This is a genomic window from Actinoplanes sp. GCM10030250 (genome assembly GCF_042666575.1).
In the GTDB taxonomy this organism is placed as follows: Bacteria; Actinomycetota; Actinomycetes; order Mycobacteriales; family Micromonosporaceae; genus Actinoplanes.
This window is the reverse complement of record NZ_JBHTDO010000003.1, coordinates 264,192-286,057: the sequence shown is the minus strand read 5'-3', so window position 1 is coordinate 286,057 and position 21,866 is coordinate 264,192. Positions and strand designations below refer to the sequence as shown.

Annotated in this window: 20 protein-coding genes; 5 read left to right on the top strand and 15 right to left on the bottom strand. The window is 70.1% G+C overall.

What is annotated here, in order from left to right; genetic code table 11:
- Positions 1 to 10: 10 nt before the first annotated feature.
- The 9 genes from ACFQV6_RS06965 to ACFQV6_RS06925 are packed head-to-tail and all read right to left on the bottom strand — an operon-like array spanning position 11 to position 10,670.
- Positions 11 to 1,225 (bottom strand): FAD-dependent monooxygenase, encoded by a 1,215-nt coding sequence (locus ACFQV6_RS06965; RefSeq protein ID WP_378026506.1) that lies wholly within the window; start codon positions 1,223 to 1,225, stop codon positions 11 to 13.
- Positions 1,226 to 1,234: 9 nt separating this feature from the next.
- Complete coding sequence (locus ACFQV6_RS06960) at positions 1,235 to 2,257, bottom strand: GNAT family N-acetyltransferase (RefSeq protein ID WP_378026505.1); 1,023 nt, start codon at positions 2,255 to 2,257, stop codon at positions 1,235 to 1,237.
- A gap of 18 nt (positions 2,258 to 2,275) precedes the next feature.
- The gene (locus ACFQV6_RS06955) at positions 2,276 to 3,415 is read right to left on the bottom strand and encodes a hypothetical protein (RefSeq protein WP_378026504.1); all 1,140 of its coding nucleotides are present in this window, start codon (positions 3,413 to 3,415) and stop codon (positions 2,276 to 2,278) included.
- Positions 3,412 to 4,620, bottom strand: coding sequence for an O-antigen ligase family protein (locus ACFQV6_RS06950; RefSeq protein WP_378026503.1), 1,209 nt, complete (start codon positions 4,618 to 4,620; stop codon positions 3,412 to 3,414). The genes ACFQV6_RS06955 and ACFQV6_RS06950 overlap by 4 nt, the downstream gene beginning before the upstream one ends.
- Positions 4,617 to 5,876 (bottom strand): lipopolysaccharide biosynthesis protein, encoded by a 1,260-nt coding sequence (locus ACFQV6_RS06945; protein WP_378026502.1) that lies wholly within the window; start codon positions 5,874 to 5,876, stop codon positions 4,617 to 4,619. The genes ACFQV6_RS06950 and ACFQV6_RS06945 overlap by 4 nt, the downstream gene beginning before the upstream one ends.
- Positions 5,869 to 7,506: a polysaccharide biosynthesis tyrosine autokinase gene (locus tag ACFQV6_RS06940; protein WP_378026501.1), complete on the bottom strand. Its 1,638-nt coding sequence runs from the start codon at positions 7,504 to 7,506 to the stop codon at positions 5,869 to 5,871. Before ACFQV6_RS06940 ends, ACFQV6_RS06945 begins: the two co-directional genes overlap by 8 nt.
- Before the next feature lie 5 nt (positions 7,507 to 7,511).
- On the bottom strand, positions 7,512 to 8,738 hold the full coding sequence (locus ACFQV6_RS06935; protein WP_378026500.1) for a glycosyltransferase family 4 protein: 1,227 nt from the start codon (positions 8,736 to 8,738) through the stop codon (positions 7,512 to 7,514).
- Positions 8,739 to 8,746: 8 nt separating this feature from the next.
- Positions 8,747 to 9,862, bottom strand: coding sequence for an aminotransferase class I/II-fold pyridoxal phosphate-dependent enzyme (locus tag ACFQV6_RS06930; protein WP_378026499.1), 1,116 nt, complete (start codon positions 9,860 to 9,862; stop codon positions 8,747 to 8,749).
- Positions 9,855 to 10,670 (bottom strand): polysaccharide deacetylase family protein, encoded by an 816-nt coding sequence (locus tag ACFQV6_RS06925; protein ID WP_378026498.1) that lies wholly within the window; start codon positions 10,668 to 10,670, stop codon positions 9,855 to 9,857. Before ACFQV6_RS06925 ends, ACFQV6_RS06930 begins: the two co-directional genes overlap by 8 nt.
- Before the next feature lie 171 nt (positions 10,671 to 10,841).
- Between ACFQV6_RS06925 and ACFQV6_RS06920 the strand changes: the two genes are divergently transcribed.
- Positions 10,842 to 11,864, top strand: a complete 1,023-nt coding sequence (locus tag ACFQV6_RS06920) for a lipid II:glycine glycyltransferase FemX (protein ID WP_378026497.1) — start codon at positions 10,842 to 10,844, stop codon at positions 11,862 to 11,864.
- A 121-nt stretch (positions 11,865 to 11,985) separates the two neighbouring features.
- Here ACFQV6_RS06920 and ACFQV6_RS06915 read toward each other — a convergent pair whose 3' ends face one another.
- The 4 genes from ACFQV6_RS06915 to ACFQV6_RS06900 all read right to left on the bottom strand — a co-directional run bounded on the left by ACFQV6_RS06915 (position 11,986) and on the right by ACFQV6_RS06900 (position 16,181).
- Positions 11,986 to 12,663 carry an NADPH-dependent F420 reductase gene (locus ACFQV6_RS06915; protein ID WP_378026496.1) on the bottom strand — a complete coding sequence of 226 codons (678 nt, stop codon included), beginning with the start codon at positions 12,661 to 12,663 and terminating at the stop codon, positions 11,986 to 11,988.
- Between the two features lie 556 nt (positions 12,664 to 13,219).
- Positions 13,220 to 14,287, bottom strand: a complete 1,068-nt coding sequence (locus tag ACFQV6_RS06910; protein WP_378026495.1) for a hypothetical protein — start codon at positions 14,285 to 14,287, stop codon at positions 13,220 to 13,222.
- A 98-nt stretch (positions 14,288 to 14,385) separates the two neighbouring features.
- Positions 14,386 to 14,895 carry a pyruvoyl-dependent arginine decarboxylase gene (locus tag ACFQV6_RS06905; RefSeq protein WP_378026494.1) on the bottom strand — a complete coding sequence of 170 codons (510 nt, stop codon included), beginning with the start codon at positions 14,893 to 14,895 and terminating at the stop codon, positions 14,386 to 14,388.
- A gap of 65 nt (positions 14,896 to 14,960) precedes the next feature.
- Positions 14,961 to 16,181 carry an MFS transporter gene (locus ACFQV6_RS06900; protein WP_378026493.1) on the bottom strand — a complete coding sequence of 407 codons (1,221 nt, stop codon included), beginning with the start codon at positions 16,179 to 16,181 and terminating at the stop codon, positions 14,961 to 14,963.
- Between the two features lie 84 nt (positions 16,182 to 16,265).
- Between ACFQV6_RS06900 and ACFQV6_RS06895 the strand changes: the two genes are divergently transcribed.
- Positions 16,266 to 16,499, top strand: coding sequence for a zinc-ribbon domain-containing protein (locus tag ACFQV6_RS06895; RefSeq protein ID WP_378026492.1), 234 nt, complete (start codon positions 16,266 to 16,268; stop codon positions 16,497 to 16,499).
- A gap of 65 nt (positions 16,500 to 16,564) precedes the next feature.
- Complete coding sequence (locus tag ACFQV6_RS06890) at positions 16,565 to 17,131, top strand: hemerythrin domain-containing protein (protein WP_378026491.1); 567 nt, start codon at positions 16,565 to 16,567, stop codon at positions 17,129 to 17,131.
- Between the two features lie 14 nt (positions 17,132 to 17,145).
- On the opposite strand, the gene glpK (ACFQV6_RS06885) is transcribed toward ACFQV6_RS06890, so the two are convergent.
- Both glpK (ACFQV6_RS06885) and ACFQV6_RS06880 read right to left on the bottom strand, forming a co-directional pair.
- Positions 17,146 to 18,639 (bottom strand): glycerol kinase GlpK, encoded by a 1,494-nt coding sequence (glpK, locus tag ACFQV6_RS06885; RefSeq protein WP_378026490.1) that lies wholly within the window; start codon positions 18,637 to 18,639, stop codon positions 17,146 to 17,148.
- A complete protein-coding gene (locus ACFQV6_RS06880; RefSeq protein ID WP_378026489.1) occupies positions 18,636 to 19,385 on the bottom strand; it encodes an IclR family transcriptional regulator in 750 nt (249 codons plus the stop codon). The genes glpK (ACFQV6_RS06885) and ACFQV6_RS06880 overlap by 4 nt, the downstream gene beginning before the upstream one ends.
- 126 nt (positions 19,386 to 19,511) lie before the next feature.
- Here ACFQV6_RS06880 and ACFQV6_RS06875 point away from each other — a divergent pair, with 126 nt between their 5' ends.
- Both ACFQV6_RS06875 and glpK (ACFQV6_RS06870) read left to right on the top strand, forming a co-directional pair.
- Positions 19,512 to 20,354 (top strand): MIP/aquaporin family protein, encoded by an 843-nt coding sequence (locus ACFQV6_RS06875; RefSeq protein ID WP_378026488.1) that lies wholly within the window; start codon positions 19,512 to 19,514, stop codon positions 20,352 to 20,354.
- Positions 20,347 to 21,864, top strand: a complete 1,518-nt coding sequence (gene glpK, locus ACFQV6_RS06870; RefSeq protein ID WP_378026487.1) for a glycerol kinase GlpK — start codon at positions 20,347 to 20,349, stop codon at positions 21,862 to 21,864. The genes ACFQV6_RS06875 and glpK (ACFQV6_RS06870) overlap by 8 nt, the downstream gene beginning before the upstream one ends.
- The last annotated feature ends 2 nt before the right edge of the window (positions 21,865 to 21,866 follow it).

The following is a 21,866-nucleotide window of genomic DNA, read 5'->3' as shown; positions in this document are numbered from 1 at the left end:
TGTGTATTTGTCACGCGGTATGGGGCACCGCCACGCTGGAGGGGGTCGTGTCCGGCCGCCTCCGGGCACGGCTCGCGCGGCGGGCGCTCAGCGTCCAGCGCAGCACTGTGCGCGGCACCGGGCTCTGTGTTGCCATGTGCAGCAGGTAACGCCACATCGGATACTCCCCGCGCCGGTTGGACAGAGCGTACGAGAAACGCTTGGCCGGCAGGTCCGCGTAGTCCGGGACCCGTTCGAACCAGGCGCTGCTGGCCCGGGCGGCGCGCTGGAGCGGGGCCAGTGCCGCCTTGCGGCGGTGCTCGTAGCGCTCCAGGGCCACCGCCAGGTCGTCACCGGAGGCGACGGCGTCCGCCAGCGCCATCGCGTCCTGCATCGCCAGCTTGGTCCCCGAACCGATCGCGAAGTGGGTGGTGTGGGCGGAGTCGCCCATCAGCACGACGTTGCCGTGGTCCCAGCGGTGGGCGGTGACCCGGCGGAAGTTCAGCCAGCCGGTCCCGCCCACCTCGGCACGGTGGTCGATCAGCTCCTTGCCGTCCAGGTGCTCCGCGAAGATCTCCCGCAGCTTCTCGCAGCCGGACCTCGCGTCCAGCCGGTCGAAGCCCAGCGCCGTCCACGTCGACGGCCGGCACTCCACGATGAAGGTGCTCGTCGTGTCGTCGAACGGGTACGCGTGGAACCAGATCCACCCGGCCTCGGTCTTCTCGAACCCGAAGGTGAAGGTCTCGAACACGTGCCGGGTGCCCAGCCAGATGTACTTGTTGGCGGCCACCTCGACCTCGGCCCCGAAGTGCTCGGCGTGCTGCTCGCGGATCCGGCTGCGGGCGCCGTCGCAGGCGACGACGAGGTCGGCTTCCGGCACCTCCGAGATCTCTCGCTCATATTCGATCCGCACGCCGAGCTCGGTGGCCCGCTCGGCGAGGATCTCCAGCAGCCGGTGCCGGCCCAGGCTGAAGCCGTATCCGGCGAGGTGGGTGACCGGTTTGCCGGTGGCGCGCACCTGGTACTCGTCCCACTTGTACGCCGACTGCCAGATCCGCTCCGCGCTGACCGGGTCGTATCTGAACAGGTCGTCGAGCAGGTCGTCCCAGAAGACCACGCCCCAGCCCCAGGTGACACCGGCCGGGTTGCGCTCCAGCACGGTGATCTCGTTGTCCGGATCGGCGAGCTTCGCCAGAACCCCGAAATACAGACCGGCGGGACCTCCGCCGACGCAGGTGATCCGCATGGCGTGCTCCTAACGGTAGGACGGGAAGGTGGCGGTCAGGTCGGCCGGGTCGGCGTCCGGCCGGCGCTCGCGCACCAGCCGCTCGTACGCCTGGCGGTCGGCGACCACCCGCCAGGTGTGGAACGGGTGCCGGCTCGGCGAGAACCCGGCCTTGTACGTGAACAGCGAGTCGTTGCTGCCGCCCTTGCCGCCGCCGAGGTGGAAGATCTCCGCACCGCGCTCCTTGCACCAGCGCCGGACCTCGTCGTAGAGCAGCTCGTCGGCGTACCGCTTCGGCGCGCGGCGGGTCGACGAGACGTACCCGGTGGCGATCCCGTCGTACTCGAAGAAGGTGTTGCCGCCGACCACCTCGTCGCCCTCGCACGCCACCGCGAGGTGCATCCGGTCACCGACCGCGTCGTGCAGCGCGGTCAGGTGCTCCAGGGTGAAGAAGTAGTAGTCGGCGGCGCCGACCCGGCGCATGTTGTCGTGGTAGACCTCGACCCACTCGGGCAGCCGGTCCCAGTCGTCGAAGACTACCCGGGTTCCGGCGCGTTTCGCCCGGTTGATGTGGTTGCGGTGGTCGCTGCGGGTCTGCTTCCACATCTCCTCGGGCGAGACGGTCAGATCCATCGACACGGTCTCGCCGTGCAGGACCAGGGCACCGTGCCGGTTCATCGCCGGGTTCGGCGCGTTCAGCAGCGGGTGCATCCGGATGAACGCGGTCACGATGCCCTCCGCGCGCAGCGTCTCGACGAACGCGGCGCAGGCCGGCTCCCAGAAACCGGCGTCGTCCGGCGCGGCGTCGCTGACCGGGCCCGGGTAGCCGTACGGGGAGAGCGCGTCACGCGACTCCGAGCCGGGTATGTCCCGGACGATCAGCGGCACCAGCAGCCGGCGGCCGTCGTGCTCGTACCAGAACGCCGCGGGTGAGCCACCGTAGAGCCGGGCGTCGAGCACGACGTAGTCCGGCACGTGGTACATGTCGTGGCCGACGTGCTGGAGCGTCTCCTTCCACTCGCGTGCCGCCGGGTCCAACAGGGCAGCCGTCATCGTCTTTCCCTTCCGGCGTCACGACCGCAGCAAGCGGGCGTTGAGCGCCATGTTCGCGGCGAACTGATCGTTCACCACCTGGTGTTTCTCGAGCCGTATCTGCACGGCCGGGTCGTAGCGGCCCAGCTTCACGAAGCCGTCGGCGAACCAGCCGTTGTCCGAGCCGGTGCCGTCGACGTACATCCGGTAGGTCGTGCCGGACGGCCAGACCACCTTGGTGAGCAGGGCACAGAAGGCGGCCATGTCGGCGCCGGTCCAGGATCTGCCGCGGTCGCGGGCCTCCACGACGTACGTGATGACGCCGTTGCCGTGACCCACGTCCTGCCCTGGCCGTTTCGCCGACTCCCAGACGTCGCTCCAGAAGTAGGCCGTCGGCTCGGCCGGGTTGCGGCGCAGCTGCCCGCGCAGCCGGGTGCTGATCGTGTCGGCGACCTTCTGGTACCGCACCCGGCGGGCCGCGTCGCCGGTGAGCAGCGACAGGTTGAGCGCGATCAGGCCCCAGTGCGACGCCATGTGCGTGCGCTCCCGGTAGATCGTGTCGTCGGCGCCCCGGTCGTACCACTTCTGGAAGATCTGGATCTCGGCGAAGGCGAGCAGTCGGTCGTACCGCGTGCGGTATCCGGTGTCGCCGAAGACGCCCGGGTTGTCGTGGATCGCGACCAGCAGCGACGTCGCGTACCGCCAGAAGTAGCTCTCGTAGAGCGGGACCTCGTCGCCGCCCTCCCCGGACTTCCGCGACGCCCAGCCCTGATACTCGTCCCTGAACCGGCTGTCCGGCAGGCTCGTCGAGGGCTTCGCGGCGGCCACCACGTTCTCCACGAACATCAGCGCCCGGTCCAGGAAGCGGCGCTGGTCGGTGGCCCGGAACATGGCCACGCAGCCGTCGACGTCGTACGCCAGGTCGTAGTGGTCGCGGCTGTCCGCCGAGCGGCTCAGCGGCACCCCGTTGCTGTAGGAGTAGTCCCAGCTCTTCATGAAGACGCCGGTCCAGAACGCGACCGGCTTCACCTTGAGGGCGTCCTGGGTCGCCGGTGCCGCCCCGGGCATCGGATCGTGGATCTCCGGGACGTTCTCGTGGCTGCGCACGGCGTGTGCGGCAGCGGTGGCGGCACCCGCCACGCCGAGGCCCATGGCGACCAGCACGGTGCGGCGCTTCATCGCCCCGCCCTCGCTAACTCCCGGGCACCGGCCGGCTGCGTGCGGACCGGTGTCAGGGCGGCCGCGGCGGCCAGCGCGGCGAAGATCCAGGCCAGCCGGGAGTCGTAGTAGTCACCCGAGAAGAGGCTGCTCAGTGCCACGAACACGGCCGACGCCACGGCGAGCCCGGTCAGCATCGGGCGCTGCCCGCCACCGTGCACGACCCGGGTCCAGAGCACCAGCGACGCGGTGAGCAGGCCGAGCCCGGCGAGCCCGCCCTCGGCGGCCACGGCGAGCAGATAGTTGTGGGGGTACTCGACAGCTTGGTTGACGCCGATCACGCCGTAGAAGCCGTCGAGTCCCGTACCGGCGACCGGATGATCGAGGAAGAGGTTCCACGCGGCCGCCCAGATCGAGGTCCGGTCGGAGAGATATTGTTCCTGCACGGTCTGTTCAACGAACCGCTCCTGGAAGAGGTCGGTGAAGGCCGGCGGGGCGAAGGCCCACAGCGCGGCGCCCACGCCCAGCAGCAGCACACCGGCGGCCACCACCGGGCCGGTACGCAGCCGGTGCCGGAGCTTGAGCAGCGCGGCGAAACCCACCACCCCGCCCGCGAGCAGGCCGGCCCGCGACCCGGACAGCACCGCCGCCAGCAGGAAGAGCGGTGTCACCAGCAGCGGCCACCAGCGCCCGGTGAGCAGGAACATCGCGACCGCGCTGATCACGCCGAGCAGCTCGATCCGGACGAAGACGTTCGGGCCGCCGCCGAACGCCGAGTACCGGCCCTGCTCACCCGGGCCGCTGATGAAGATCGCCGCCAGGGCGAAGACGATCGCGACGGCGAACAGCAGCTGGAAGACCAGCCTGATGGCCCGGTCCGGGTCACCGGTGGCGTACACGTAGAAAGCCAGCACCAGCACGCCCAGCAGGACCAGGTCGAGGGTCTGCGGCCCGATCCGCGAGGCGGGCGGTGCCCACAGCGCCGACGCGATCTGGAACAGGAAGAACAGCAGGGCCGCGAGCAGCCAGCCCTCTTTCCGCGAGGTCGTGCTCGGCGGACGGCGGGCCGCCTCGATCGCCAGCAGGACCACGGCGACGATCAGGCCGATCACCCGCAGGTCGACCCAGGCCAGGTCGACCAGGCCGGCCCGGTCCAGGGTGTACCGGCCGCCGATGGTCACCAGGACCAGCATCAGTCCCGGTGCGAGGAAGGCACGCGAGGTCACGGCTCGCGTCTCCGGTCCCGTACCGCGATCGTGGTGATCAGCGCGAAGATCAGGCAGGTGCCGTAACCGAGCAGGGAGCCGTAGGCCGCGCCGAGGATGCCGAGCTTGGGGATGAGGAGCACGTAGGCGGCGAAGCTGACCACGAAACCGGTGATCTCGGCGGTCGACACCATGCCGCTGTGCCCCTTGGCGATCAGCAGGCCGAGAGCGACACGGGAGACCCCGTACAGGCCGGCGGCGACGACCAGCGGGAGGACGACGGCCTTGGCCGGGGCGTACTCGTGGCCGAAGACGGGTTCGATCAGCAGGTACAGGCCGCCGGCCACGATCGGGACGACGACCAGGCTGTAGACGGCGGCGGCCACCACGATCGGCTTGGCGTGCAGGCCGCCGTCGTTGTGCGAGGCCCGCCAGCGGCCCAGACGGGAGTCGGCGTACGCCCGGAGCGGCCAGGCGAGCAGCTCGGTCATGGTGGCGACGGACGTGTAGAGCCCGAGCGCGGCGGTCGACGCCAGCGCCGGGATGACCAGGCGGTCCACTCGCAGCATCGCCATGTTGGAGATCGCCGCCGGGAACAGCGCCAGGCCCTCGCGCCGGACCAGGCGGTTCTGCTCGGGCCCGGACGGTGCGGAACCGGGCAGCACCGGCAGCCGCAGCCACAGGATCACGTAGACGATGGTGGGCAGCGCGCCGGCGAACAGGTAGGCCAGGAACCACACGGCCGGGTTCGCCGCACCGTTCAGGTAGAGGCCGATCAGCGTGGCCAGCAGCAGCAGGGCCTCGATCACCCGGCACAGCAGGAAGTCGCGGACCCGGCCGACGGCGATCGCGATCGACCGGGTGGCGAGAGCGGCGGCCTCGATCAGCGCGTACCAGGCGAGCATCGCGATGATCACCGGGCCGGGGGTGAGCCGGTGCGGAGCGACGAGCGCGTACACCACGGCGGCGGTCAGGAACAGTCCGAACGGGAGGAGCAGCAGGCGGGCGTACGCGCGGACGGCGGGCGCCGGTGAGACCTGGTGATAGCTCGCCACGAAGCTGCGCTCGGTGCCCAGCAGCAGGAACTGGGTCACCAGGTAGACGACCTGCAGCATCAGGGCGACCTCACCGCGGTGGGTGGGTGTCAGCGAGCGGACCATCAGGATGTTGGCGGCCAGGGCGACGCCGCCGGTGAGCACCTGGGAGGCCAGCAGTTGGACGTACGGCTCACGGAGCATCCGCCTGCTGAGTGGCTCTACCTCCTTGACGTCACTCACCGGCTCGTTTCTCCTCGTCCTTCGGTGTCGCCCCGTCCTTCGGCGTCTCCTCCGGCGGGTCCGACTCGTCGGAATTGCGCTGGACGGGTAGGTGAGGCTCTTCCGGAGCAGGTGTGGTGAAGACCCGGGCCCAGCCGCGGACCTTCTCCTGCCTCGGCTCCTCGGCGGCGGGCTTCTCCCCGCTGATCACGCCCTTGACCACCGGGGCCCGGCCCCGGGCGGTGCCGATCGTCGGCAGCGAGACGAACGTGTCGTCCCAGCGGGGCGGCCGGGCGGTCGCCGCGTCACCGAACAGGCCCAGACCGGCCTCGGCGGGCTGCACCTCGGCCACCACCTCGTGCCAGTCCTTGCCGGTCGGCAGCTTGCGCGGCAGCGCGTTGAGCACCGCGCCCGCCATCTCGGCGCCGACGCGTTCCAGCAGGTCCATCGACTTGCGCACGTCGGCCGTACGGGTGTGGTTGGCCCGCACCACCAGCAGCGCCTTGTCGGTCACCTGGCTCAGCACGGCCGCGTCCGCCACGCCGTGCAGGGCCGGCCCGTCCACCAGCACGATGTCGAACCGCTCGGTGAGCGTCCGGACGGTGGCGCCGAGCCGCGGCGAGGCCAGGATCTCGCCCGGGTCGGGGGCGTGCTCACCGGCCGGCAGCACGGTGACCCGGCCGTTCAGCGAGCTCTGGAGCACGTCCGGCACCCGGGCCGTGCCGGCGAGCACCTCGGCCAGGCCGGGTGCCGCGTCGAGGGCCAGGTAGCGCCCCACGCCGGGGTGGCGCATGTTCGCGTCGACGAGCACCACCCGGGCGCCGGTCTCGGCCATCGCTATCGCCAGCCCGCAGGTGACGGCGGTGGTGCCCTCCTTGCGGTGCGAGCCGGTGAGCAGCAGCGACCGGCCCCGGGCGGTGCCGCGATGCGGATCGACGAGGTTCGGCATCAGGCTGCGCAACCGCCGGAACGCCTCGGCGAGCGCCTGGTCCGGGTGCTCGGAGCGGGCCGGGCGGCCGAGCGCGATCACCCCGATCGTGTCCAGCCCGAGACCGCGCAGGTCGTCCTCCTCGGCGACGGTCTTGGCCGTGGCCTCCCGGACCGCGACCGCGATCGCCCCGATCAGCAGGCCGAGCACGGCGGAGAAGCCGAGGTTGCGCAGCAGGTTGCCGGGTTCCTGGGTGGTCTCGGCGTCCTGGACGATCGAGACGGCCGGCGCGGGCCCGTCCTGCTCGCCGGTCGTGCCGATCTGCCGGGCCAGGCCGACGAGCACCGCGGCGGCGGTAGTGACGATCTGCCGGCTCTGTGCGGGCGACTCGGCGGTGGCGGAGATGACCAGCAGATCGGTGCCCTCCCGGACCTGGGCGGAGAGGCTCTTCTGCACCTGCGCCGAGGTCACCTCCGGCCCGATCCGGTCCACCACACCCTGCGCCACCCGGGGCCCGGTGAGCAGGGCGATGTACGAGTTCAGCCGGCGCGCGCCGGCGTCCGGGTCGCCGTTGCCGCCGGTCACGAAGAGCACCATCGAGGACCGGTGAGCGGGCGCCGCGGTCAGCGTCAGCCCGGCCGCGACGGCGGTCGCCACCAGCACCGGCACCACCAGCCAGAGCCATCGGCGCCGGCACGCCCGTACATAAGCACGCAGTTCCACGCTGACTATCCCCCGCTCGTCAGGAGTGCCCGGCGCTCATCAGCGGCCCGGTTCAGGACTTGCTCGAAACGGTCGAAGAGCATGTCCCGGGAGAACCGCTCGACGGCCAGCCGGTGCGCGGCCTCCCGGGCCCGGCGCAGCCACAGCTCGTCGCGCAGGTGCCGGGCCAGGACCTCGCCCGCCTCACCGGTGTTCTCCGGGTCCAGCACCAGCCCGGCGCCGGTCTCCCGGAGCAGGTCGGCCTGCCAGCCGCCGTAGTTGATGGCGATCGGCCGGGACGCGGCGAGCGCGTCGAAGAACTTGTTCGCCGAGTTGTCCCAGAGGCCGCGGATCGGGCGCACCGTGCTCGACGACATGGTGGCGGCGCCGAGGATCACCGGCAGCTCGGACTTCGGGACCTTCTCCCACATGTGCACGTTGGGGTTGCCCGCGGCCAGTTCCCGGGTGGACTCCCACTCCCTGCCGTGGCCCACGATCAGCAGCTGGATCTCCGGGTCCAGCTCGCGGATCCGGTCGAAGGCCCGCACCAGGTACTCCACGCCGTTGACCGCGCCGAGCGCACCGGTGTAGACGAGCAGCGGCCGGTCACCGAGCCAGCGGTGCTCGGCCCGGAACCGGCGGACCGCCTCCGGGTCGACGGCGAACAGGTCCAGGTCGGCGGCGTTCGGGATGACAGTGGTCGGTGTGCCCGGCCGGCGGGCGACGACACCGGCGGCCATGCCGGGGGAGAGGGCGACCACCTCGGCGGCGTTGCGATAGGCGAAGTTCGCCAGCGCACCGGCCAACCGGCGGGCCACCGGGTTGCGCAGGGCGCCCATCTCGATCGGCACCTCCGGCCACAGGTCACGGACCTCGAAGACGAACGGCACCCGGCGCAGCTTCGCGGCCATCACGCCGGGCACCGCGACGGTGAGCGGTGTGCTGGTGGCGAAGACCAGGTCCGCTCTCAACCGGGCCGCCTTCGCCCCGGCCAAAACCATGAACTCGGCGAACGCGCGCAGCCGGCGGGCGAACGACATGTGGTTGTCGTACGGAACGCGGAACCAGTGGACGGTAACCCCGTCCTCCTCGGTCACCCGCCAGCCGAGATCCCGGGCGCCCGGGGTGATGTCGGTGGTGATGACGTCGACGGAGTGGCCGCGGGCGACAAGCCGGCGGGCCTGCTCGTAGGAGCGGATCCCGCCGGCCATCTGCGGATTGCAGTAGTACTGATGGATGTAGACGATGCGCATCCGCCCCGTCATCCCTTCTGCACGGAACGGACCGCTTCCACGACCCGCTCTCTGTCGTGGGCGGTGAGGGCGGAGCCGCTCGGCAGGCAGACGCCACGGCCGAAGAGGTCGGCGCTGACCTCTCCGCCGCGCGCCACGCAGTCGGCGAAGACCGGCTGCAGGTGCATCGGTTTCCAGGCCGGGCGCGCCTCGATGTCGCGGCCGTTCAGCTCGGCGAGGATGCGGTCCCGTTGAGCGCCGTCGGCCGCCAGCGCGCAGGTCAGCCAGTAGTTGGGCACCCCGTACCCGGCGATCGGCATGAACTCCAGGTCGCTCAGCTGTGCCCGGTAGAACTCGAAGGTCTCCCGGCGGGCGGCGATCATCTGCTCGAGACGGATCAGCTGGCCCCGGCCGACAGCGGCGAGCAGATTGCTCAGCCGGTAGTTGTAGCCGACGCTGCGGTGCTCGTAGTGCGGCACCGGCTCGCGGGCCTGGGTGGCCAGGTGCCGGGCCTGCTGGGCCATCCGGCTGTCGTCGGTGACGAGCATGCCGCCACCACCGGTCGTGATGATCTTGTTGCCGTTGAACGACAGGACTCCGGCCAGGCCGAACGACCCGGCGGCCCGGCCCTGGTAGGTCGCGCCGAGCGCCTCCGCGGCGTCCTCGATCAGCGGGACGCCGTAGCGGTCGCAGGCGGTCAGCAGCGGGTCGTAGTCGGCGCACTGCCCGTACATGTCCACGGCGATCACCGCGCGGGGCAACTCGCCGCGCTCGGCCCGGACCCGCAGCTCCTCGGCGACCAGGGCGGGGTCGACGTTCCAGCTCTCCGGCGTACTGTCCACGAAGACCGGCCGGGCACCCAGGTAGGCGACCGCGTTCGCGGTGGCGGCGAAGGTGAACGACGGCACCAGCACGGTGTCGCCCCGGCGCACCCCGGCGGCGATCAGCGCCAGATGCAGAGCCGCGGTGCCGCTGCTCAGCGCCACCGCGTGCCGCACACCCACCAGCTCGGCCACCCGCTCCTCGAACGCGTCCAGGTCGGGGCCGACAGGCGCCACCCAGTTCGAGTCGAACGCCTGCAGCAACAGCTTGCGTTCCAGATCGCTGACGTCCGGAGGGGAGAGGTAGATGCGGGCGTCAGTCATGGACACGGGTCCTCACTGCCATGATCGGCCAGGCCGGGTGCAGACCCTGCCGGCGGATCCACATGGGGGAATCGCCCGGGTGCATGGCGGGCCGCAGCGTCGTGGCGAAGCTGCGATAACCCGCGTCACGGGCCGTGCGCACGTCGCGCTCCCGAAAATCAACTGCCGGGTGACCGTACGGTGCGGCGAAGTCCCTGATTTCGACACCGAGCTCGTGTTCGATCAGGTGTTTCGAGCCGCGGATCTCCCGGGCCGCCTCGCTGTCGCCCTGGTCGGCCAGCCGGGTGTGGCTGATCGTGTGCGAGCCGAAGTCGAAACCGGCCGCCACCAGGTCACGACAGTCCTGCCAGGTCAGGTTGCCTGGCTCGCCGACCATGCCGGAGGTCAGGAAGAACATCGCGGGCACCCGCAGTTCCAGCAGCAGCGGTGCGGCCACGTCGCGCCAGGTGAGGTGGGCGTCGTCGAAGGAGAGGCAGAACACCGGCCCGGTCAGCTCCCGCTTCCCGGCGAGGACGGCGAGCGCCTCCTCCCACGAGACCATCGGGCCGATGCGGCTGAGCGTGCGCAGGTGGTGGCGGAGATCGTCGCCATACTCCGCGGGGACGTCGTGGTAGAAGGGGAAGTAGAGGCCGGGGGCGCTGGGCAGGCGGCGCAGGAGCCCGGCGGGCGCCAGGATGCGGCCCTGAGTCCGGGGCCGGGCCCGGAGGCGGCTGCGCAGGCCCAGCTCGTTCAGGCGTTTTCTGATCGCCGTCGGCACGGCTTCCTCCCGCTCGTTCCACGGCCACTCGCTGTGCGGCCGTTTGTCCACGGACGCTCTTCCACCAACCTTGGCAAATGCGTGGGGACTGCGGCAGTAGCAATTGTCATAACGAACGCGAATAACGCTCATGTCAAATGGGAATAGCCCGATCGGTTCCTTGCGGAATGGACACGCGGTGGAGGATCCTGTCGCGGCGATCCTATTTCGAGCGGGGACTTCATGCTGCGACTGCAACGGGTGGAGCCCTCGGCTGCGCTCTGGGCCGACCGGGCGGCGTACCCCGATCGCCTGATCTTCCACACTCCGGAGTGGATCTCTTTCGTGGCGCAATGCCAGAAGGCGGAGCCCGTTCTCGCCACCGTCACCGACGGTGCCACCCCGGTCGGCCACTTCACCGGCCTGATCACCAAGAAGTACGGCCTGCGCATCCTGGGCAGCCCGATGGCCGGCTGGACCACGTCCTACCTGGGCTTCAACCTCGACCCGGCGGTGCCGCGCCGGTCCGCCCTGCGGGCCCTGCTGCCGTTCGCCTTCTCCGAGCTGGGCTGCGCCCATGCCGAACTGCGCGACCGTTTCCTGACCGGCACCGACCTCGCCGCCCCCGACCTGGCCGGCCTGGGCCTGCACTGGGACTCCGCACCCACCGCCGTGATCAACCTGGAACCACCGGAGGACGATCTTTTCGCCGCGATGTCCGGCGCCTGCCGCCGCAACATCCGCAAGGCCGCGAAGTCTGGCGTCACCATCGAAGAGGTGACCGGCGATCCCGCATTCGCCGACGAATTCTACGATCAATTACGCGACGTTTTCGCCAAGCAGAATCTGGTACCCACCTATTCGGTGGAAAGAGTTCGGTCGTTGATCCGTCACCTGTCACCCGCCGGCCGGATCCTGCTCCTGCGCGCCCGCGACCCCGAGGGCCGCTCCATCGCCACCGCGGTCCTGCCCTGGCACCACACCACGATGTACTTCTGGGGCGGCGCGAGCTACCGCGAACACCAGCACCTGCGCCCGAACGAGACCCTGATCTGGCACGCGCTGCGGTGGGCCCGCGCCCGCGGCGTCACCGAGTTCGACTTCGTCGGCGGCAACTCCTACAAGTCGAAGTACGGGACCACCGAGGTCGCGGTCCCGTGGGTGCGGCGCTCACGCTCACCGCTGGTGGCCAGACTGCGCGAGGCAGCCCGGCAGGGCTTCGCTCTCAAGCAGCGGGCCGCCGCCCGTCTCACCCGCGCTGGCTGATCGAGCGGGCCGGCCGGCATCTCGCCGTCCCGGGGCGGCGAGGCCCGCGCCTCGCGGTTCTCAGGGCGGCGAGGCCCGCCGCCGACGCCCCGTTGGCGGCGGGCCTCACCTGGAGGAAGGTTCAGGCCGCGGTGGGCTTCGCCGCGGACACCCTCTCGCGTACGACATCCGCACCCGCCGGAGTACCCGGCAGTACTCCGTATTCCCCGTACGTGCCGACATAGACCGGCGTGTCCCGCTGAGTACGCCAGTTCTCCGCGAGCGGCCCCACGTCGACGCTGTCGTACCCGATGCTGTCGAGGAACTCGGTGACCACCTTCTTGGCACCCTCGTCATCACCGGCGATCGGCAGCGCCGACCGGTCCGCCGCACCCGACGGCCGGGCCAGCGAGCGCAGGTGCCCGTACCAGATGTTGTTGAAGCCCTTCACCACCTGCGACTGGGGAAGGTGCCCCTGCAGCAGCTCACCGGTGGTGCTGGAGCCGTCCTCCAGCTCCGGGAACACACCGTCCCGCTCGGGGTAGTAGTTGTTCGTGTCGATGACGATCTTGCCGGCCAGCGCGTCCGCCGGAACCTCCCGGTACGCCTTCAGCGGCACGGTCACCACCACGAAGTCCGCACCCGAGGCCGCCTCGGCGGGTGTCGCCGCCCGGGCCCTGGGTCCCAGTTCGGAGACCAGTTCCTGGAGGGTCTCGGGTCCGCGGGAGTTGCTCAGCACCACGTCATGACCGGCCGCCACCGCGAGGTGCGCCACGGCGCTTCCGATGTTGCCGCTGCCGATGAGTCCGATTGTCGTCATGTCAGCGCGAACCTCCCCGCCCCGCACACGATTCCGCACCTCGACCGTGACGGAGAGCACGCGCCACGCCGGAATATCGGGGGATCGGGACGGCGCCGGACGCTACGCTCGCCGGGAAAGAGGCCGGGAGCCACTGTTGATCAACGCCAACTTCGTGTTCCTCGCGCTGCTCTGCAACTCAGCCGGTGCGGCGTCATACCTGTACCGCCAGATCAAGGGTCAAATTCAGCCCCATGCCGTCACGTGGACGATTTGGGCTCTAGCTCCGGCCGTGGCGTTCGCGGCGCAGGTGCACGACGGCGCCGGGCTTCCAGCTCTGGTCACCCTTTTCACCGGTCTGGGTCCGGCCGCGGTCGTCGTCGTCCTGCTGGTTCGCCGGTCGGCGCGATGGACCGTCACCCGGCTAGACCTGGCCTGCGGCGTCCTGTCGATCGCGGGTCTCGTGCTCTGGATCCTCCTCCGGCGGGGTGAGTTCGCGATCGGTTTCGCCGTCCTGGCCGATGCTCTGGCGTCGATCCCGACCTACCGCAAGGCCGCGCGGCATCCGCGGAGCGAGTCATGGCTGACGTACGGGTGCCTCACGGTCAGTGCCCTGATCACCCTGGCCACGTTCCCTGTCTGGTCGTTCGCTCACGTGGCGTTCGTGGCGTACCTCGCCGTTCTCGGCACGAGCATGACGATCGTGATCGTGGCCGGGCGCCGGCGGACGGCTTCCGTTAAGGCTGCCTGACGGTTCCTCGGCGACAAGATGTTTCGGTGGTAGGTCCCCGACCTTGACCGTCCTGGTCGAGGGGTCGTCCATGATCTCGTCCCAGATGTTGCGGAACACCTCGATCAGCTGGTTGCCCGGGTCGGTGATCAGGACCTCGCCCCAGATCCGGAGATCCGCGGAGCTGTCGCCGTACTCCTGCAACTGCAGCACCACGGCGCTGTCGTCGATGAGGATGAATTTGAACGGGAACCGCTGCCGGGTGACTCGCAGCGAAGCCTTGGCGCCCTGCCGGGACTGCAGTTCCAGGATGGTGTGGCAGTGCCGAATCAGGTTCGGGGTTTGGGCGTGGCACAGCGACTGCGCCGGGTCGGCCACCTGGATGATCCGCTTGTACGACACGCCACCGGGCCGGCGCAACACGGCGAAGAACGCATCGAACGCGTTGTCCTGGTACGCCCGGTCCATGACCTCGTCCGGCCACCGCCCGTCCTCCATGAGGATATCCAGGATTTTCAGTTCCCGGGTGGCGGTGAGCATCAACTGGACGGTCCGGTCGTGGTCGAGGGACTTGCCGGTGTTCAGCTCGGACAGCATCATCGTGTCGACGCGCAGCCCGATGTGCCTCGACAGTGTTGCAACCTCGCCGGCCAGGCGCTGCATGGACCGTTCCTGGACAACCGCCACGCCCCGCAGCGTCGCGAGGAGGTCAACATCGGCGTTCTTCCTCGACTCGACGAGCGCCACGAGGGCGGCGAACGAGGCGATGGCCGTCAGGCCGACGAGAACGACGGCGGCCGCGGCCATGCGCATGTTGGTATCGAGAACCTCCTGAGCCGCCGCGCCCAGGATGGCGGCGATCAGAGCGCCGCCGACCGTGAGGATGATCCGCCAGCGTTTGCCGAGTGTGGACACCGTTCGAGTTTCACACGGTGAGCGTCAAATCACTGTACGGCGTTTTGCCGGCGGAGCGGGCCGGACCTGTCGGCCGGCCAGCGCCGTGTTCAGCCGGGTCACGGGCGGGCGGCGCCGGCCCAGGTGGCGGTCTCGTACGGGGCGACGACGAGCGCGCAGACCGGGTCGCTCTCGCAGACCACGCCGTGCACCACGAAGTCGGGGTCGGTGAAGCCCTCCTCGTGGCCGCGGACCAGGTCACGCAGGCTGTTCTTGATCGCGTTCGTCACGTAGCCCTCGCTGGTGCCCTCGTGCTCGACGAACAGGCCGCCCTTGCCGTCGAGGCGCTGGACCCAGCCGATGCCGGCCCACGCCTGCTCGCCGGGGTCGGTGGCGTACTGCTCGGCGTAGACACAGTACAGCTTGTCGCCCCACGCGCCCTGCGGCACCGGTGCCTTGCCGCTGGGGTCGACGCTGGTGCCGGGCGGGATCACGCTCGACAGCCGGACCAGGTTGTAGACGGCGATGTCGGCGGCCACCAGCGCGTCGTGGAACGCGGAGAGGGTGGTGGTGCCCCGGCCGGTCGCACGCACAACGGGGATCTGGTCGTAAACCGCGGAACTCTGCACAGCCAAGCCTGCCTTTGCCTCTCGAGCTTCTACCGTCGACCAGGCAAAGTCGGTCGGCGCGCCACCTACTGAAGGATTTCGGCCCGGTACACCTCGGCTGCCGGATCGCGGGGGCGGCGGCGGGGCAGCAGCAGCGGGGTCGCGAGCAGGAGCACACCGGCGATCGCGATCGCGCCCCGGACGCCGGCGACCGCGGCGACCAGCCCCCACAGGGCGGTGCAGGCGGCGGTCGTGGCCTTGCTCGTCACCGACCAGGCGGTGAGTACCCGCGCCACCCGGTCCGGCGGGGTCAGCGTCAGGCGCTCGGTGGCGAGCACCGGGTTGTAGACACCCGCGGAGGTGATCAGACCGAATTCGATCACCATCACGAGAGCCAGCCCGGCCGGGCCGGGCACCAGGAACGCCAGGCCGATGCCCCAGCACGCGCGCAGGGTCCCGGCGACGACCAGGACCCGGTGGTGGCCGTGCCGGGCGACCAGGCGCCGGGCCAGGCGTGACCCGAGAAGACCACCCAGGCACGGTACGGCGAACGCGAGCCCGTATTGCCAGGGCGGAAATGCGAGGGTCTTGAGCATCAGCACGGCCACCAGCGGTGCGGGTGCCATGATCAGGGCGTTCACCAGGATGGTGTTCAGGAAGAGCGGGCGCAGCCGCGGATGGGTGAGCAGGAAACGCCACCCTTCACGGATCTTCCCGGTCGCCGGTGCCGGTGGAGCGGGTACCGGCTCGCCGCGTCCGATGCCGCGCAGGGCGACCGCGGAGAGCAGGAAACTGACCGCGTTGGCGGTGACGGTGAGCACCGGCCCGAACAACCCGACCGCAGCCCCGCCCGCCGGTGGCCCGACGACGGTCGCGACCCACATGGTCGACTCGAACCGGGCGTTGGCGGTCAGCAGCTGATCACGTGGCACCAGCCACTTCAGGAAGGCGCCGGCCGCCGCGGTGAACGTGATGTCGGCCGCCGCGGTCACCACCGAGACCACGATCAGCTGGGCGAGGGTGAGCAGGCCGAGGGCGTACGCGACCGGGACGGTGAGCAGCACGGTGAACCGGATCACGTCCATCGCGATCATCACCGGGCGCTTGCGGCGGAACTCGACCCACGGACCGAGCGGCACCGCCACCACGGCACCGACCGCGAGACCCGCCGCGGCCAGCAGCGACACCTGTACGGGGCCGGCGTCCAGGGCCAGGATGGCGATCAGCGGGAACGCGTCGAAGGCGAGCCAGGTGCCGAGCGTGCTGATCGCGTACGCCGCCCAGAGCCCGCCGAACCCTCTCACCATGCGCCCGGACCCTACCGGGACGGGTGAGGAGTTTGCGGATGGGTAACACCATGATTGAGACGCGCCGAGTCGAGGGAGAACCCGTTGTTCCTGCTGTTCGGTCTTCGGACCAAGGACCACATGGTCGCCACCCGCACCATGACCTGCGAGATCTGCGGCTTCCAGGCGCCCCAGTCGGTGCTGCGGCGCTCCACGAAGTTCACCCTGTTCTTCATCCCGCTGTTCCCGGTCAAGCCGAGCCGCACCTACCTGGTCTGCGGCCACTGCCGAGGCTTCCGCGAGGCGGACTCACGCCAGCTGGGTGCGGCCGCCTACTGAGGCATGATCGGGCCGATCGCGGGTAGGCGGACGTCGTACACATGCCCATGCCTGTAGGAGGAACCGTGACGAGCCCCCAGAACGGCGGGGACGTGATCGACGTCCTCGTCAGCGACCACCGTGACGTCACCGCACTGATCGGCAACATCTGGTCGGTGGCGGATCCGATGATCCGCCGGGACCTGACCGACACCGCCATCAGCGAGCTGGTGCGGCACGCGGTGGCCGAGGAGATGTACGTCTACCCGGTCATGCGCAAGTACCTGGACGGCGGCGACAAGGCCGTGGAGCACGACGTCGAGGAGCACAAGGAACTCGAGCAGACGATGAAGCGGCTCGAGGACCTGGACGTGTCGACGCCCGAGTTCGACGAGGCGCTGCGCGCCCTGGAGACCGTGCTCGCCGACCACGTGCAGGACGAGGAGTCCGAGCAGTTCCCCGAGCTGCGGCGGGTGGTGCCCCACGAGGAGCTGGTGGAGCTGGCCGGCAAGGTCGAGACGGCCAAGAAGCTGGCACCGACCCGCCCGCACCCGGCCGCACCGAACGCCGAGCTCTTCCACAAGCTGGTCGGCCCGGGCGTCGGCCTGGTGGACCGGCTCCGCGACAAGCTGACCGGCCGCGCCACAAAATAGGGCCGGCGCGGAGCCTAGGTGGGCTGGATCCAGTCGAAGGTGCGCTCCACCGCACGCCGCCAGTTGGCGAACTCGGTGGAGCGCACCACCGGGTCCATGGCGGGCATCCACTGCCCGGCGATGTGCCAGTTGCTGCGCAGCCCGTCCAGATCCGGCCAGTAACCGACCGCGAGCCCGGCCGCGTACGCCGCACCCAGCGACACCGTCTCCACCGCGAGCGGCCGCACCAGCGGCACGTCCAGCACATCGGCGATCATCTGCATCAGCAGGTTGTCCGCGGTCATCCCGCCGTCGACCTTGAGCGTGCTCAGGGTCAGCCCGGAGTTCGCGTTCATCGCGTCGACCACCTCGCGCGTCTGCCACGCGGTCGCCTCGAGCACCGCCCGGGCCAGGTGACCCTTGGTGATGTACGACGTCAGGCCCACGATCACGCCGCGCGCCTCACTGCGCCAGTACGGTGCGTAGAGCCCGGAGAAGGCCGGGACGATGTAGCAGCCGCCGTTGTCCACGACGGTGCGCGCGAGCGTCTCGATCTCCGGCGCGCTGGAGATCAGCCCGAGCTGGTCGCGGAACCATTGCACCAGCGAGCCGGTGATCGCGATGGAGCCTTCGAGGGCGTACGTGGCCGGTTCGCCGGCGATCTGGTACGCCACCGTGCTGAGCAGCCCGTGTTCCGGCCGTACCGGTTCGGTGCCGGTGTTGAGCAGCAGGAAGCTGCCGGTCCCGTACGTGCACTTCGCCTCGCCCGGTGTGAAACAGGTCTGCCCGAACAGGGCCGCCTGCTGGTCGCCGAGCGCCGCACCGATCCGCACGCCGGGGAAGGCCGCGGTCGCCGTGCCGAAGACACCGATCGACGACCGCACCTCGGGCAGCATGGCCCGGGGTATGCCGAAGAACGCGAGGGATTTCGGCGACCAGTCCAGCGCGTGGACGTCGAGCAGCATCGTGCGGCTCGCGTTCGTCACGTCGGTGACGTGCAGGCCGCCGGTCAGGTTCCAGATCAGCCAGGTCTCCATGGTTCCGCAGAGCACCTCGCCGCGTTCGGCCCGTTCCCGCAGGCCGGGCGTGTGGTCCAGGGTCCACCGCAGGCGCGGCCCGGAGAAGTAGGTGGCCAGCGGCAGGCCGGAGCGTTCCTCGACCTCCTTGGCGTCCGGGCGGGCGGCCAGTTCGTGGACCAGCGCGTCGGTACGGGTGTCCTGCCAGATGATCGCGCGCCCGATAGGCGTACCGGTGCTGCGATCCCAGACGACGGTGGTCTCCCGCTGGTTCGCGATGCCCAGCGCGGCCACCTGCTCGAGTGAGATCCCGGCCATCCGTAGCGCCCGCGGCGCGAGCTTCTCCACGTTGCGCCAGATCTCCGCGGCGTCGTGCTCGACCCACCCGGGCCTGGGGAAGTGTTGTTTGTGTTCCTGCTGGGCGAGCGACACCAGCTGCCCGCGCCGGTCGAAGACGATGCAGCGGGTGGACGTCGTGCCCTGGTCGATCGCGACCACGTATCGCTCGGTCATCGGGCTGCTCCCAGGTCCCGCGAGACGGCGCGAGCGGCGTCGCGGACGGAGGTGACGAGGTTCGGGCGGGGCCGGTAACGGCTGTCGCAGAGCCGCTCGACCGGTCCGGAGATGCCGATCGCGCCGACGACCAGGCCGCCGTAGGCGCGGATCGGCGCGGCGATGGCCGCCTGGCCGAGCAGGAACTCCTCGATCTCCGCGGCCCAGCCGACCTCGCGCACGTGCTCCAGGGCGGTGGCGAGGGCGCGCGGTTCGACGACGGTGAGGCGGGTGTACGCCTCCAGCTCACCCACCGAGAACGGCCGGTACGCCAGCAGCACCTTGCCCAGCGCCGTGGCGTGCAGGGGCAGCAGCGTACCGACGTCGAGGGTCTGGAACGTGTCGTCGGGGCGGAAGACGTGGTGTATCACCAGGACCCGGCCCTCGAGGACCGTACCGATGCGCACGGCCTCCCCGCTGCGGGCGGCCAGCGGATCGGCCCAGTTGATCGACCGGGATCGCAGTTCGTTGATGTCGAGATAGCTGGTGCCCAGGTGCAGCAGGGCGCCGCCGAGCTGGTAGTGCCCGGAGACCCGGTCCTGCTCGACGAAACCGACCATCTGCAGGGTTCGCAGGATGCCGTGGGTGGTGCCCTTGGCCAGGTCCAGCGCGCGGGCGATCTCGCTCAGCCCCAGGCGGCCCGGCCCACCGGCGAGGATCCGCAGGATCGCGGCCGCTCGCTCGATCGACTGCACCGTTCCGGGCATGTTTCGGACTCTATGCCACCGCGTGACGACCCGCCGTAATTGATGTTCGACAATGCCGACCGCTGTTCATTGCCCCACTTCGGGCCCCTCCCTAGCGTCCGAGGCAACGGATCAGGGGGAGGGAGCATGGCTACACGACCCAGAACACCCGGACTGGTCGGGGAACTCGTTGCTGAGTTCGCCGGCACGATGATTCTCATTCTGTTCGGCGTGGGAGTGGTGGCACAGGTCGCCGCGGCCGGCATCGGGGATCACGACAGCATCGCCTGGGCCTGGGGCCTCGGCGTGACACTCGGCGTCTATGTCGCCGCCCGCGTGAGCGGCGCCCATCTCAATCCGGCGGTCACCATCGCGCTCGCCGTTTTCAAGGGCTTCTCGTGGCGCAAGGTACTGCCCTACTCACTGGCCCAGTTCCTCGGCGCGTTCGTCGCCGCGCTGCTGGTGCGCTGGAACTACACCGAGGTGCTGCACGCCGCGGACCCCGGCCTGACGATCAAGACGCAGGGCGTGTTCTCCACCCTGCCCGGCAACGGCGTGCTGCCGGTCGGCGAGTGGGGCGCGTTCCGCGACCAGATCATCGGCACCGCGATCCTGCTGTTCCTGATCCTCGCGCTGACCGACGTGGCGAACACACCGCCCGCGGCGAACCTGGCGCCGTTCGTCATCGGCCTGATCGTGGTGGCGATCGGCATGGCGTGGGGCACCAACGCCGGGTACGCGATCAACCCGGCCCGTGACTTCGGCCCGCGACTCGCCAGCTTCCTGACGGGCTACGGGGGCGCGTTCCGCGACCAGACCGGGTATCTCTACTTCTGGATCCCGATCGTCGCGCCGATCATCGGTGGCATTCTCGGCGCCGGGCTCTACCAGCAACTGGTCGGTCGGTTCCTGCCGATCGACGAGCCCCCGGAACCGGGTCGGGTGCCGACCCCGCGAGCAGAAGAGAACGTGGAGGCCAACCGTGGCTGACTTCGTCGGCGCAGTGGATCAGGGAACCACCAGCACCAGGTTCATGATCTTCGACCATGGCGGTAACGAGGTGGGCCGCCACCAGCTCGAGCACGAGCAGATCCTGCCGCAGGCCGGCTGGGTCGAGCACAACCCGATCGAGATCTGGGAGCGGACGGTCGCCGTCGTGCGTACCGCCATGCAGAAATCGAACCTCGGGGCGAGCGATCTGGCCGCGGTGGGCATCACGAACCAGCGCGAGACCACTGTGGTGTGGGACCGGCGCACCGGACGGCCGTACTACAACGCGATCGTGTGGCAGGACACCCGTACCGACAGAATCGCCTCCGCCCTCGACCGGGACGGGCGCGGTGACATCATCCGCCGCAAGGCCGGCCTGCCGCCGGCCACCTACTTCTCCGGCGGCAAGATCCAATGGATTCTGGAGAACGTCGACGGTGTCCGCGAGGCGGCCGAGCGCGGCGACGCGATCTTCGGCAACACCGACAGCTGGCTGATCTGGAACATCACCGGCGGCGTCGACGGCGGCAACCACCTCACCGACGTCACCAACGCCAGCCGCACCATGCTGATGAACCTCGAGACCCTCGACTGGGACGACGAGCTGCTCTCGTTCTTCGACATCCCCCGGCAGATGCTGCCGGAGATCCGGCCGTCGTCGGATCCGAACACCTACGGCAGGGCCCACGTGCCGGGCCCGCTGGGTGGTGACGTCCCGCTCACCGGCGATCTCGGCGACCAGCAGGCCGCGACGGTCGGCCAGGTGTGTTTCGCGCCGGGCGAGGCCAAGAACACCTACGGTACGGGCAATTTCATGCTCCTCAACACCGGAACGAACCTGGTCCGGTCGGAGAACGGGCTGCTCACCACCGTCTGCTACAAGTTCGGCGACGCCGCCCCGGTCTACGCTCTCGAGGGCTCCATCGCGGTGACCGGCTCGGCCGTCCAATGGCTGCGCGACCAGCTGCACATCATCAACAGCGCGGCCGAGAGCGAGTCGCTCGCCGCGTCGGTGCCGGACAACGGCGGGGTGTTCTTCGTGCCGGCGTTCTCCGGCCTGTTCGCACCCTACTGGCGCTCGGACGCGCGCGGCGCGATCGTCGGGCTGTCCCGGTTCAACACCGGCGCGCACATCGCCCGCGCCACCCTGGAGTCGATCTGCTACCAGACCCGCGACGTGGTCGAGGCGATGGCGCAGGACTCCGGTGTGACGCTGGACGTGCTCAAGGTCGACGGCGGGATCACCGTCAACAACCTGTGCATGCAGATCCAGGCGGACGTGCTCGGTGTCCCGGTCAGCCGTCCGGTGGTGGCCGAGACGACAGCGCTGGGTGCCGCGTACGCCGCAGGTCTTGCTGTTGGTTTCTGGAAGTCGACCGACGAGCTCCGCGACAACTGGAACGAGTCGCAGCGCTGGCAGCCGGACTGGTCCGCGGAACAGCGTGACGAGGGCTTCGGCAAGTGGAAGAAGGCGGTGCAGCGGACCCTCGACTGGGTGGATGTGGACTGATC